Here is a 14662-nt window from a genome sequence, read left to right as displayed (position 1 = left end):
AGGCAGGGACTAATACGACCACAAGTTCTGTGAACTAGAGATGACGGAAGTTCACCCTGCCTTTTATTTAAACGCTTACCAAGCTTTCTTCTTGTAATACTATTTACAAGAAGAAAAATCAGTCCGATAAACCAAAGGAGATGACGATTCTTATTTGGAACCTATTAAATACCAACCCTGCATAAAGTTCATTAAAAAAGGGCAGATTAAAACCTGCCCTATAATTTTTATTAGTATGTCCACCTTGGATCGCCGATCGGACCACCGGTGCTTCCCGCGCTTCTTAAAGGCGAACCAACAGCTATAGTGAAATCAGTTGTTGTAGCTGTCCAGCCGGTATTGATAGATTGATTACTTGCTAAAGTTGCTGTTCCAAAGGTTAGTGCTGTTCCGCCAGTTAGGGCGCTGAACAGGTTGAAGTAATTACTGTTCGAAACCTTCAATGTACTTCCTGCACCTGTGCCCCTAATGGCAGCAGCGTTAACCGTACCCGATTTTGGTGTATTTGCAAAAATGCTGTTCAAAATGGTAAAATTGATCGGATTGGCATTCGCATCTAACAGGGCGTACTTGGCATTGCCACCAAAACCATTAAAGGTCGAATTGGTGATCGCAACTGTCGGGATAACATCCCCTGTATAAGTGGTGCTCGCTGTAACCAGGCCAGGGCCTGCATTGTAAAAAGTAGATTTAGATATGGTAAGGGCATTGAACTGCATTTTATTTAGGTGAAAAGTATAATATGCAGATGAACCATTTAAGCCCATGTCGTAAACAATCGAGTTATTAACCGTAATGCCTGTGATTTTAAAATCGCGGGCGGCCGTGCCTCTATCGCCTCTTAAAAACGATGTTACAGAGCCATGTGCAATACAGTTATCTACCACTACATTGGTAAAAGTTGCTGCTGCACCATTGGCCGCCTGTGTGCCAATAAAATTAAGGAAATAAAGCGATGCACTGGCTGTTCCATCAAATTCAATACCCGAAAGCGTTACGCCTGCCCCAGTACCCTCTAAATCAATTTCCTTATAATTTACCTTTGTATCGGTTGGGTTGCCTGATGTTGATTTTATGGTAATGGTTTTTTGGGTGATGAAAGTGGTTGCCGACAAGGTATAGGTGCCTGGGTTTAAACCAATAATTGCGCCATTTGTTGCACTGGCAATCGCTGCAGCCAGGTCATCACCAGGATTTAATTTAACCGTATATGTAGTTGGAGCAAGGGTAATAAAAGTGGCAATTCCTTTGCTTTTCGTTCCTGCAAATAGTTCGGCGGTATATTTTGTCCCTGCTGTTAATCCTGTTATGGCTTTTAACCCTGCCGAGGCATCAGTGGTACTCAGGGTTATCGTGGTTGCCGTTCCGCTTTCAGGGGTTAAAACGATGGATGTTAAACCAACTGTTGGGGTATAACGCAGTGTAATATTATTCTCTTTAATTTCATTATCTCTGATGGCTGCAAAAAGTTGAATCCCGGTTAACTGAAAAACGCTGCTACGTATATATTTCGATTCAGGCTGGCTTTCAGTTGCACTGGCTTTAACCCTTGCATAATATTTGGTTCTTACCGCTAAATTCTCTTCAGTTACCGTTACACCGGCCGTATCTGCTGTAGTGGTGTAATTTACAGTAGCAAACAGCGAATCTGTTGAGAAATCGATACTGTATTTAAAGGTTTTTCCAGTCGACATCAAAGGAACTGTCCAGGTTAATTTCGCTGAAGTTTCGCCAGCGGTAATTTTTACATCGCTTGGCTTAAATATCCTTGCTGGTTCTGTTGGAATATCTTCTTCCTTTTTGCATGAAGAAATTACCGCAACCATCAATAATAAAACGGCGAATTTAAACCCTAATTGATTTATAAATGTTTTCATAATTAATATCTAATTAATAACCAAAGTTTTGAGCCATACTCGGATTTTCGATCAATGTTGTTTTAGGATATGGGAAAAGTTCCTTTTTATTTGCTTCGAAGTAAAAAGCAATTCCCGTAGAAGTGCTGGTTATGGAGTTTTCTTCTGTAACAGCCTTTCTCCAGTTTTTAGTGGTATATCCGCTCGGTGCTGTTGAAGTGTTTAATCCTGGTGAGGCAAACACATTATTTGGTACACCGCCATAGAGATCGAGTGTGGCTACTTCGTTTACGCTCGTTCCCAACAGGTAATTCCCCTCTTTGGCATAAACGTAATTTGGTACACTGGTATAATCGCCCGTTCCTGCAATCAAAGCACGTATTTTATTGCGTGTTTCTTCAAATTTACTGCCTAATAAATTCCAGCGGATTAAATCATATTTACGGATACCCTCTCCTCCAAATTCCAATAACCTTTCTTTCACAATAGCAGTAAAAAAGCCGTTTTTATCCATTGGTGTTACTGGGATTTGTCCTTCAAAACCAGCAAAGGCACGTTTTTGTACCTCTTGCAAGGCATTAACTGCGGAAGCAGATGGTGCTCCGTTAATTTCATTATCTGCCTCTGCATACATTAACAGTATATCGGCAAAACGTAACATTGGCCAGTTTACCCCGAAAGTTTGAGCAGCGGAAGAGTTGTTAAAAGTTGTCCATGATTTGCGGAATTTTCCATCCGTCATGTTAAACAGGGTATTGATAATTTTCTTTGATGTTGCGGTAATTTCGAAAACGCCGATGGTTACATCCCTGCGACAATCTTTGGTGACATCAAATTCATAAAAGTAAGTAGGAATAGCATTCATCCCGCCGCCGCCTGAACCAAAAGTAGATGCGGAGTTAAAACGGATACCGTTATAATAACCTAATTTGCTATCGGTAGAAGCGTTGCCGCCAAAAGCAGCCACTTCAAACATCAGCTCGTGGGCGTCATCATAGCGGGTTGTGGTATGCAAGGTCTTAAATACATTTTCATAAACGGGATTCAGGCTATGCTCCGAACGGTGGTTCATAATGTCCAAACACTCATCAAAAGCAATTTTATAATAAGTTAAATAATCAGCACTGCGTTCCATAGTATGATTGGCCGACCTTAGCGAATAACCGCCTCTGGCTAAAGCAATACGGGCTCTTAAGCCTTTAATTGCACCTTTGGTATAACGGAAACTGCCGTATTCTGTGATTCCACTTCTCCATGGCACCAGGTCCTCAGCCATTTTTAAATCTGCGATGATCCGATCATAGGTTTTATTGCGGTCTACATTTGGGCCATACAATGTTTCGGCATCTGCAGAAGGCACGAAAGACGCAGGAACATCACCCCAGTTACGGATCAATTCATAAAGAAATTGTGCTCTTAATGTTAAAGCTTCACCATAATACCGTTTCATAATCGTTTTGTCAGCCTCAGAACCATTGGTATAAAGACTAGAGGCCGGGATAAATTTGATGCAGATGTTTGCCCGCTCTACGCCCGCATATAATTGTAAAAATGGGTTGATCAGATCGGTATTGTCTGAACTCGCACCGTACATGCTAATCCCCCTGCGATCGGAAGAACTATAACTTCCCGAGGTTTTAAAATCATCGGCGGTTAAACCAAATAGTGTAGATATGCGGCTTCCGTAACCATTATCACCGCAAAGACGGTTGTAAACTGCAATAATTGCTGCATTGGTGTTTGCTGTACTTTCAAAAACAACATCCGGACTAGAGGATGACGGCGATTGTACATCTAAATATTTTTTACAGGAAGTAGTTATGCTCAATGCTCCAACAGCAATTACCATTAAAGCCGATTTTATAAATTTATTGTTCATTTTCTTTAATGTTGAGGTTAAAATACCATGTTTATACCAGCAAGGATATATCTGCTGCGCGGATAAGCAGCGTAATCTATACCTGGCGTAAGTGGATTCGATCGGCGGGTGTTTGCTTCAGGATCATAACCTGTATAGCCCGTTATCGTATATAAGTTATTAACTGTTCCGTATACCCTTAATTTTGAAATGAAACCTGTTTTTCTGATCAAACCCTGTGGTAAGCTATAACCCAGTGTCAGATTGCTGATTCTTAAAAACGAGCCATTTTCAATAGCGTAAGAGGTTAAAGCATAGTTCCCTCCTGTAGGCGTCCATAGTGAAGTATTGGCGTTCATGGAAGTCAATAATGCCGGGTCTGTTATCTTTACACCATTGGCATCAAAGTTCTGCCAGCGATCATTCATCACCGCAAGTAAATTGTTGTCTTTTACGTTGTATTGCGAGGTAAACTCTATTTTGTTGGCGTTGTACACCTTGCTTCCGTAACTAAAGTTTACAAATACAGTTAGATCGAAATTTTTATAGGCAAACTGATTGTTGAAACCTCCGGTGAATTTCGGCTGTGCTGTACCTAAAACCGTTCTGTCGTCATCACCGATCATCATACTTGATGAAGACGATAGTTTTTGAACCTTCATGTCGCCTGGCTGAGGATCACGGTTACCCAATAATACCCTGCTATTTGCAACAGTTGGCTTAAGTGTATAGGTATAGGCACCAGTAGTTGTGTTTTGGACGTAGGTGAAATCATCAACAGTATATCGCCCGTCCGAAACGAAACCGTAAAACTGACCAACCGGCTGGCCTACTTCGACTTTAAAATCGCCTAAGCTGTTTACCCAGCCTGATTGTGTGATGTATGAATTTACGCCATTTTGCAGTTCGACAATTTTGTTCTTGTTGAATGAAATGTTGAAACTGGTATTGTAGCTAAAGTTTTTGGTTTTAACGGCCTGATAATTCAATTGCAGTTCGAAACCTGTATTTTGGGTTTTACCCACATTTTGCTGTTGTGTAGCATACCCCGTAGTTTGTGGCACATTTGCATTTAAAAGTAGGTTTTTTGTTCTGTTGTCGTAATAATCTAAATTAAGCGATAACTTGTTTTTAAATAAATCGATATCAATACCCAGGTTTTTAGAAATATTGGTTTCCCAGGTAATGTTCGGGTTAGATAAAATATTTCCTGTAGCTGTACCTGAAATTAAACCAGTTGATACTGAGCCATCTGTATCGGCATAACCACCGGTGGTAGAACTTAGGTAAAATAATGTTCTAAATAAATCCTGACCGATACGGTTGTTCCCTGCTGCACCATAACTAAACCTAACTTTAAAGTTATCTAACCAATCGAGGTTCATATCTTTTACAAATTTCTCTTCCGTTACCCTCCAGGCTACCTGTGCCGATGGGAAATAACCCCATTGTTTCCCTGCCGCAAATAATGAAGAAGCATCTGTTCTGAAGTTTACAGTGGCCAGGTATTTATTTTTAAAACCGTAAGAGGCCCTGCTAAATACCGAAAACTGCCTGGTGCCAGAAATTAGTGAAGTTGGCCTGTCCTGAATGGTATTTGCCGGAGCGCTGCTCACAAAAGCATCATCGGGAGAGATGTTTATGGGTAAAAATTTAAGCACAGTTGTTCTCGAATCGATATCGACCATGTTGATTTCCTGGCCTACCAATAAATCTAAACTATGGTCTTTACCCAGATTTGGTTTATAGTTAATGGTGTTGGTATTAATAAAAGATTTTTGGGCTACCGTGTCCAGTTGGATGGCAGGTAAACCTGCATTGTTCCTGGCTACGTTACTTACCGGGCCATTAAAAGTATTAACGTGCCTGTTAGTTCGGTTGTAACCAACGGTACTCTTTATCGTTAAGTTTTTAAGAATCGAATATTGTACATAACCGCTCGAAATTAAATCGTTGCGATAATCATATTTCAATTCCTGGTTGGCCAAGGTAATTGGATTGGTTAATCCGGTAGTTAAATAGTCTGCATCGAACAAATCGCCAGAATCGCCACCACCTGAATAAGGCTGGTAACGTACAGAATTTCTTAAACGGTTAGTACCCTGCGAACCTGTAGAGGTTGTACCTACACCATCAATACGCTGACCACTGTAACGGGCATTTAGACCAACCCTGAATTTATCAGAAAATTTATGGTCTAAACGCACAGAGGCAAAAGTTCTTCTATAGCCAGAGTTAAGCATAATACCGTCTTCCTTGGTATTGTTTACCGAAACATTGTAAGTGGTTTTAGAAGTACCGCCTGATAGATTTAAAACTTCGGTATTGCTCCATGCCTGACGGCCGAAAATTTTGTCCTGCCAATCGATATTTGGAATATTTTTGTAAATGTCCAGATCTTCAAACGTGCCATATTTTTTGGTAAAAGTATCTTTTACATCCTGATTGGTGTTGTTGTTATAGAGCTCATATTGATATTTGATAAACTCATAAGGATTCATTACATCCAGCTCGTTTACAATCTGCCGCGCACCCGCATAAGCATCAAACGAAACAATCGGTCTTCCTTTCTTTCCGCTTTTGGTGGTAATGATCACTACTCCATTAGCACCTCTACTGCCATAAATTGATGTTGATGCCACGTCTTTTAACACATCAATAGACTGGATTTCGTTCGGCGATAAAATGGATAATGCATTTTCAACCTGGATTCCATCTACAATGTACAATGGAGAATTATCACCCGTAAGTGAGCTACCCCCACGTACTTTAATTACAATTTCGGCGCCTGGGCTTCCTTCCGTTGTGGTAACCGATACGCCTGCCAGTTTACCAGCCAAAGCCTGGGCTGCAGTGCTTACCGGGAACTGATCAATATCTTTCCCGGTAATGGAAGATACGGAACCCGTTAAGGCTTCTTTACGTACAGATCCGTAACCGATGTTTACGGTAACCTCTTGTAAAGTGTTGGCATCTTCTTCAAGTGTTACATCTATTTTGTTTTGCTCACCTACAGCAACATTTTTTGTTTTATAACCTACATAGGTAAAAATTAGGGTAGCGCCTTTGGCCGGAACGGGAATTTTGTAAACTCCATTCGCATCTGTACTCGCTCCAATTTTCGAATCCTTTATCGATACACTCACGCCTATTAGTGGCTGCCCATCAGATTTATCCTTTACAGTTCCTGTTAATTGTCTGTTTTGTGCTTGAGCAACAGATAATCCAAAAAAAGAGAGAAGTGCTAAAAAGAGTAAAACTCTGCTCATAGTTATTTATTTATTTGAAGTAATTTGGTTTTTTTATGATGCTGCAATCGCTTGCAGATAGAATATAATTCTATTTCGGGATGTTATAGTTAGTTTATATTTGGTTACGTTGATGTAACAATTTTACAAACTAAAAAGCAATTGAAACCAGATTTAACTAAAAAACTGTGCAAACGTTCCCAAAAACGTAGATGCGACGTTTATTAATGTTACTCATCCAATCCCCTTAAAGAGATATTTTTTGTAACTTGTACGCATTACGAAAATGAGATTTGAAACATCTACCATAAAAGATATTGCTAAAGCGTTGGGATTGTCAACTTCAACAGTCTCCAGGGCTTTAAGAGATCGTTACGAAATTAGTGAGGAAACCAAAAAACTGGTTTTGGCTTATGCTGAAAAGGTTAATTACCGCGCTAATCCAATCGCCAGAAGTTTAAAGGAGCGCCGTAGCTATTCTATCGGCATTATTGTGAGCGAAATTGCCAACAACTTTTTTTCTCAGGTGATAAATGGCATCGAATCCATCGCTTATGATAAAGATTATCACGTTATCATCTCTCAAAGTCACGAATCTTACAAGCAGGAGAAACTGAATGTTGAGCACCTTGCATCACGTTCTATCGATGGTTTATTGATTGCGCTATCGTCTGAAACGCAGGATATTGATTACCTGAGGAGTTTATATGCCAAGGGCTTACCAATTGTTTTTTTCGACCGTGTGCCTAAAGATTTTGAAACCCATAAGGTAATCGCGAATAATTTTAAAGGTTCTTTTGATGCCACAGAACATCTTATTTTATCTGGAAAAAGAACCATTGCCCATTTAACAAATTCTGAAAATCTTTCGATAACAAAAGAAAGGTTAGAAGGTTATAAAGCAGCATTGGTTAAATACCATATCGAATTTAGACCTGAGCTGGTTAAATATTGCCAGCATGGAGGTATGCACAGTGCAGAGCTGGAACAGGCGGTTAAAGAACTTTTGCCGTTACAGCCAGATGGGATTTTTATTTCGAGCGACCGCTTAACTACCGGCTGCATTATGGCCCTAAAGAAAACCAATCCTGAGGTGGCACATAAAATTGCGATTGCAGGTTTTACAAATTCTAACCTGGTCGAATTATTTTCACCATCTCTAACCTCGGTTAAACAACCCGCATTCGAAATGGGGCAGGTAGCTACCGAACTGTTAATCTCGATGATCGAAGCCAAAAGGCCCGTAACTGAATTCGAAACAAAGGTTTTAGATACCGAATTGGTGAAGAAGCGGTGAGCGCCAAGCGGTTGGCGATTTGTGCAAGGTGTTTAGCGGTATGCGGCTGTACACGGCACGCTAAACTTCCAACCCTCAACTCCAAACTTATCATCCATCGTTAGCGCCAAACGCTCTACACCAAACTCCCTACAAATTATTACCTTTGCAGCATGGTAGAAATCACATTAAAAAAGGGCAAAGAAAAAGCGGCATTACAAAGACATCCATGGGTATTTTCCGGAGCATTGGAAAAAGTTAAGGGAAAACCTGAAGATGGTGATGTAGTAAAAGTTTTTGCTTTCGACAATGAATTTCTAGCCTATGGTTATTACAACAGCAATTCGCGTGTTGCCGTTCGTCTTTTGGAATGGGATGAAGCTCAAACCATTGATAACAGCTGGTACCAGAACCGCTTAAAACAGGCTATTGCTTCACGTCAGTTTATTTTAGGCGAACAGACCAATACCTGCCGACTGGTATTTAGCGAAGCTGATTTCCTTCCAGGTTTAATTGTTGATCAATATGCTGATTTTCTTTCTCTTCAGATTTTAAGTTCAGGAATCGAAAAAGTGAAAGCAGAAATCGTAGAAATTTTAAAAACTGAATTAAATCCAAAAGGGATCTTTGATAAAAGTGACGCTACTGCCCGTACCCATGAAGGTTTACCCATCGAAAACGGACTGCTCTGGGGTGAAAACCCGCCAGAATTTTTGGAGGTAAAAGAAAATGGAATTATATACCACATCAATATCGCAGAAGGACAAAAATCAGGATTTTATTGTGATCAGCGCGATAATAGGCACATTTTAGCCAGTTATACAAAAGGCAAAAAAGTTTTGGACTGTTTTAGCTATAGTGGTGGTTTTAGCTTAAATAGTTTAGCTAATGGTGCTGCAAGCATTACCAGTGTTGATAGTTCGGCTTTGGCTATAGAAACATTAAAACAAAACGTAGCCTTAAACCAATTCGATACAGATAAAGTAACAGCCATACAATCAGATGTAAATAAACAACTCAGGGCTTTCAAAGAATCAGGCGAATTATTTGATGTGATTGTACTGGATCCACCTAAATATGCGCCATCGCGTTCGGCGTTAGACCGCGCGGCGAGAGCCTATAAAGATTTAAACCGTTTAGGCATGTTGTTGCTTGAAAAAGGAGGCTTATTGGCTACTTTTTCTTGCTCAGGAGCGGTTGATATCGAAACCTTTAAACAGATTATCGCCTGGGCGGCACTTGATGCAGGCAAGGAAGTTCAGATTATTAAACAATTCTGCCAGCCAGAAGATCATCCGGTCCGGATTTCTTTTCCGGAAGGAGAATACTTAAAGGGATTGTTGTTAAGGGTGCTATAAATTTATCCCTTACCGATCTACATTAAAGCACAAAGACACAAAGCACCGGGTATTTTGAAAATTAACCAAGTGTTATTGTGTCCTTGTGCTGGGCTGAAAGAGGAATCTAGTTAGCCAACCATCACTTTAGCGGTAATAGCCAGTCTGTTCCAGGCATTAATGGTAACTATAGCCATAATAATCTGTGCTAATTCCTGCTCGTTAAAAAAGCTTGCAGCTCTCTGATAAGTTGCATCAGAAACATGGTGGCTAATTAAGGTTACTTCTTCTGTTAAAGCCAAAACAGCTTCTTCTTGTGCCGTAAATAAGGTTGTTTCTCTCCAGGCATTTAATAAATACAAACGTTGTTCGGTTTCTCCTATTTTGCGGGCATCGGTTGAGTGCATATTTAAGCAAAATGCACAGCCATTAATTTGCGATGCACGCATTTTAATCAGTTCTAAAAGAATTGGATCTAGTTTGCTGGTTGATAAATATTTCTCTAAACCGTACATGGCTTGGTAAGCTGCAGGTTCTACTTTCGGGATATCAATTCTACTTTCCATTTTATTTGTTTTTTGATTACGATGTAAAGGTCTGCAACTTAACGAGCAAAAAACTTAATGTAGTTTAAGAAATGATTAGCTAACACAAAGGGCACATTTTTTTTGCCACGGAAGCACGGATTAACACAGAGTGTTTCCATGGTCTGTGTCCTCACAGATCATTTGTTTTCTTTTTCGATACCCGTACTATATTTATCCGTGTTTTCTGTGTCTCCGAGGCCCATGTTAAATGAGTACACTGTGTTCTGCGGTTAACAAAGCCCTATTTCTTCGCCCTGATTTTACTCAAAAATTCGGGGGTAAAGCCGAGGTAAGAAGCCAGCATATACTGTGGTACACGCTGTACAAATTCAGGGAATAAACGATTAAAATGATGGTATCTTTCCTCTGCTGTTTGGCTATACAGGAACTTTATTCTTCGCTGTGAAGCTTGATGATTTTTTTGCAAGATCAGTCTGAAGTACCTTTCCAGCTTAGGGAGTTTATGGAACATTTCATCATAATGGTGATGTTCGATGGCTATCACCTCGGTGGTTTCTGCTGCCTGGATATAAAATTCAGATTGCTCATGAAATAGAAAGCTGGTTAGATCGGTAATCCACCAGTTTTCGATGGCAAACTGTGTGGTTTGCTCAGCACCTTTTATATCAATGAAATAAAGCCTCAGGCAGCCTTTTACTACAAAATAATTCGCCCTGCAGGTTTGCCCTTCTTCTAATAAAAAAGCCTTTTTTTTAACGGAGAAAGATTTGAGTAGCAATGCAAGGGTTTCTTGTTCATCGCTATTCAAATCTATAAATCTATTAATGTGGTTATAAAGTGCACTATACATAGCTATACTAATGATTAGCTAAAATAGGTATTATTATAAAAACGGAATCAACATCTTAAAGTGAAAAAGCCTTATATATTGGGTGCGCATATTCGCCCCAGTTTTTCATAGCGCCAAGTAATATTGCTTTTAAACCTTTGTTATCAGTCGGCTTTCCTTTTGTAGGTGGTGCTAAATCTTTTTCTGGCACGGAAACTTCTGTTACTTTAGTTGCAAACCAGGTTATATTTTCGTGGGGTAAAGCTAAACCTAAAATCATACCGGGCAATCCCGTAAAAGATTCAGGACCACCTGAAACTGCAATCTGATTCGAATAATAAGCCACAACATAAACCGAGTCCATAATAATGGCATTTGCCCTGCGGCATTCATAACCTGCAATTTCTCTTGTTTCGTCGGTAATTTTCCAGTTAATTTTACGCACGCTATCTTTAACCAGATAAGTATCCTCGTAAACACTTTTTTGCGTAGCACTGGTTTGCGAATCGAAATTTGTAGCAATGGTATTTTTTAAATCAGCCAGCACATCAGATGATAGCCAATTGTTATTCATCGTTTCTTCTACCGTTGGCCACTTATATAAACTTTTATCCTTGGTAAAGTTTAAGGTACTTTTGGCAACTTTAAACTGTGGATTGTTCTTTTTATATTGCTCAAATGCCTCTTTCATATAAGTTTCATTGTCCTTATCGATCTTCTTTTTAATTAAAGCATACATATTAGACCTCTTCTCAAATTCGATCACCCCGTTTTTTACGAAGTGTATATTTTGAGCGGATAAGCTCTTGCTGATGAAAATAACAGCAAATAAGATGATATATTTTAGTGTAGTTTTCATAGTTGTTATTTTTGTGTTTTAATACCGCCGCCCATTTTATTAAAATCCCACGATACGGAGAACATTAAATATCTTCTAATGGTAGTATAACTGCTTTGGCTAATGGTTGTATTGTTGGCCGAACGATTAAAGCCGATATTCTGGTTAAGAATATCATTTACAGTTGCTGAGAATCTTAAATTTTCTGCTTTAAAGAATTTTTTGCTTACTGATGCATTCCAGATAAGACGCTCAAAACTTTCGGTAAGCACTTGTGTTTTTCCATTGTACTGGTATTCTGCATCTGTAGATATTTCAAACTTCCCTGGTAATTGCACATTGCCCGACGCATAACCAGACCATCCCCATCCATCGCTATTCCTACCAATACTTGCTCTAGCCATATTATACGATGGACCAAAGCGGGTATAAAAACTATAACTTTTATCTTTGTATTTCGAAATATTGATGCCCCCACTGTAGGTATAGTTTTTAGTGTTATTTAAGGTTCTGCCTAAATCGGTGGTAATAAAGTTATAAGAAGAACTCCCATTTGCATTTGCATTTAAGCCTATATTTATTTCGCCAAGTGTGTTTATTTTCCTGCTTATCTGTCCATATAAATAGAAATTTGTTTGCATTTTATCATTGTAATTGATGTAACGATAGGTGCTTTTACCAACACCATTGGTGGTTACATCGCTAATAATTGGATTTGCAGTAAAGCTGTAAGAGCCGCTTAACCAAACCGATTGATTGGTTAAAACTTTGTAAGCGTTATAACTTGCATTGATGTTACTTCTGAATGATGGTCTTAAATCTTGATTTCCTTCCACAACATTAAATGGATCGTTATTTATCCTAACTGGCTGAAGTTGATCAAGTGTGGGCTGGTTGGTATTACCATTATAGCTAATCCGTAATGATTTTTGCTGAGAAAAACGATATTGATAAGTTGCCTGGGGCATATAATTAATAAAGTTTCTTACATAGGTTTTGTTATGGTAAATATCATCCTGTTTGAAATTTACCCCACTAAATTTCGATCCAAAATTGATAACCGTTTTACCTTTTTTATAATTGAAAATTGCACCTGCCTGATTGATGGTCTGGTTCAGTTCAAAATTGTTACTGTAGAGCGTATCTAAAATATCATATCTGCCACTTCCAGATTGATTAAAGGATAGCCGATCTGATTTCCCGTTCATTAAACTTAGGCCATAGTTAATAATTACCGTCAAGGTTTTTGAAAGGGGTTCAGTGTAAGCTGCATTTAACTTAAAGGCACTATTTGTTATATCGTTGGTCTTTAATTGATTGGTAAGACTATCTATTATTCCTGTTCCGGTCTCATTTGCCCGTTTGTTAAGCGAGTTTAAGTATCCTTCACTATTACTTTTGTTGATCGATTGATTTAAGTTTAATGATAATGTACGCCCTTTTTTCTTTAATTTTTTGGTGAATAAAACGTTCATGTTAAAACTTTGATCATCTACCTCATTGCTTAGCGTTCTGTCTGACGAATTTAGGAATTTATCATTCTCACCGAAAGTTGAAGTTACAAAATGGTTTGAGGTATTACTTTTTTTCAATGCGCCATCAACGTTAACTTTCATGGTTAAGGTAGTATCGATTTTTAGCTCATACATGGCATCCAGTTTTTGTCTGAACATGTCATTGTCGAATGATTCATTTGAGGTATTATTCTGTACTCCCGATTCTAAATTGTTCTGATTTATTGAGTTTTTATCACCCTGAACCCTGATTGACCCAATTTTATAATTTGTGTTTAACGATTCCTTGTCTTTGTTCCATTTGTTATCGAAATGCAAGCCCCCGGTTCTGGCTAGAGGTAACCCCTGACCATTATATTGCCCATCATAGCTATCAAAGTCATCGCCTCCACTACTAAAATACATCCCACCGTCATCACTCATCGTCAGGCCACCAGAGCCCCCATATTTATCCCGGTCATCCCAGCCTAAGCCCACTGTTCCATTATTGCCCAAAATGCCGTATGCCGAAAATTTCTTTTTGCCCCAGAATTTATTAAACATTCCCTGACCCTGATAAAAATCTTTTGTTCCATAACCACCCTGCACTTTGCCAAAGTAGCCGTTCTTTTTATCTTCTTTAAGTTTAATGTTAAGTGTTTTGGTTTTTTCGCCATCATCAATGCCTGTAAAACTAGCCTGATCGCTGGCTTTATCGTAAAGCTGAACAGATTCTACCATATCTGCCCTCAGGTTTTTAGTTACCAGCGTTGGGTCGTCGCCAAAAAATTCTTCACCATCTACCAATACCTTCGGTACTGTTTTGCCCTGAGCCGTAATTTTACCGTCTTTATCTACCTGAAAGCCCGGAAATTGTTTAATGAGGTCCTCAACCTTGGAGTTCGGTTCGATATTATATGCTTTGGGATCAAACTCTGTAGTATCGCCTTTAATTTTTATGGCTGTTCTGTTTCCTTTAATAATTACATCGGCAAGAATTTTGGCCATACCTGTAAGATTAATTTTTCCATAATCTTTAACCTGAGTGGTAGAATCGAGCGTAAAATGATCTACAAAATCTGCATACTTAGGGTAAGAAACCAATAAGATAAACTTCCCGTTTTTAATTCCGTTAAGCTCGAATGAGCCATTTTCTGCTGTCCGGGTAAATTTTACCAATGTAGAATCTTTTGCATTTAAAACAGCAATAGAGGTTCCAGATAAAAGCGTTGTCGATGCAGTATCAATCGTTCGGCCTTTAATGGCATGGAGGCTTTGTGCTTTCGAATAAGTGGAGATAAAAACGAAAAGGCACAACGAGAGTAATAGGCGTTTCATAGATAAGATTTGGTTTGCCGAATATAAAACTAATATGTTAG

Annotated in this window: 9 protein-coding genes; 2 read left to right on the top strand and 7 right to left on the bottom strand. The window is 39.1% G+C overall.

Annotated features, from left to right (window positions below; genetic code table 11):
- Positions 1–230 precede the first annotated feature (230 nt).
- The 3 genes from AC1DNH_RS19160 to AC1DNH_RS19150 are packed head-to-tail and all read right to left on the bottom strand — an operon-like array spanning position 231 to position 6983.
- Entirely contained in the window at positions 231–1877 is a 1647-nt protein-coding gene (locus AC1DNH_RS19160; RefSeq protein WP_477580567.1) for a fibronectin type III domain-containing protein, read from the bottom strand.
- A gap of 13 nt (positions 1878–1890) precedes the next feature.
- Positions 1891–3735: a RagB/SusD family nutrient uptake outer membrane protein gene (locus AC1DNH_RS19155; RefSeq protein WP_477580569.1), complete on the bottom strand. Its 1845-nt coding sequence runs from the start codon at positions 3733–3735 to the stop codon at positions 1891–1893.
- Positions 3736–3752: 17 nt separating this feature from the next.
- Positions 3753–6983 (bottom strand): SusC/RagA family TonB-linked outer membrane protein, encoded by a 3231-nt coding sequence (locus AC1DNH_RS19150; RefSeq protein WP_477580571.1) that lies wholly within the window; start codon positions 6981–6983, stop codon positions 3753–3755.
- A gap of 265 nt (positions 6984–7248) precedes the next feature.
- Here AC1DNH_RS19150 and AC1DNH_RS19145 point away from each other — a divergent pair, with 265 nt between their 5' ends.
- Positions 7249–8259: a LacI family DNA-binding transcriptional regulator gene (locus AC1DNH_RS19145; protein ID WP_230143288.1), complete on the top strand. Its 1011-nt coding sequence runs from the start codon at positions 7249–7251 to the stop codon at positions 8257–8259.
- A 152-nt stretch (positions 8260–8411) separates the two neighbouring features.
- A complete protein-coding gene (locus AC1DNH_RS19140; RefSeq protein ID WP_477580573.1) occupies positions 8412–9596 on the top strand; it encodes a class I SAM-dependent rRNA methyltransferase in 1185 nt (394 codons plus the stop codon).
- Between the two features lie 110 nt (positions 9597–9706).
- Here the strand turns inward: AC1DNH_RS19140 and AC1DNH_RS19135 are convergent, their stop codons facing one another.
- From AC1DNH_RS19135 to AC1DNH_RS19120, 4 genes are all read right to left on the bottom strand, one after another.
- Entirely contained in the window at positions 9707–10141 is a 435-nt protein-coding gene (locus AC1DNH_RS19135) for a carboxymuconolactone decarboxylase family protein (RefSeq protein ID WP_477580574.1), read from the bottom strand.
- Between the two features lie 262 nt (positions 10142–10403).
- Complete coding sequence (locus tag AC1DNH_RS19130; RefSeq protein WP_477609441.1) at positions 10404–10973, bottom strand: Crp/Fnr family transcriptional regulator; 570 nt, start codon at positions 10971–10973, stop codon at positions 10404–10406.
- A 55-nt stretch (positions 10974–11028) separates the two neighbouring features.
- Positions 11029–11811: a GLPGLI family protein gene (locus tag AC1DNH_RS19125; RefSeq protein ID WP_477609443.1), complete on the bottom strand. Its 783-nt coding sequence runs from the start codon at positions 11809–11811 to the stop codon at positions 11029–11031.
- A 5-nt stretch (positions 11812–11816) separates the two neighbouring features.
- Positions 11817–14621 (bottom strand): outer membrane beta-barrel family protein, encoded by a 2805-nt coding sequence (locus AC1DNH_RS19120; RefSeq protein ID WP_477580577.1) that lies wholly within the window; start codon positions 14619–14621, stop codon positions 11817–11819.
- Between the last annotated feature and the right edge of the window lie 41 nt (positions 14622–14662).

Source organism: Pedobacter sp. 01N310 (assembly GCF_056399805.1).
Note: the sequence above shows the minus strand (reverse complement) of the source record. Positions and strands in the feature narration are given on the sequence as shown.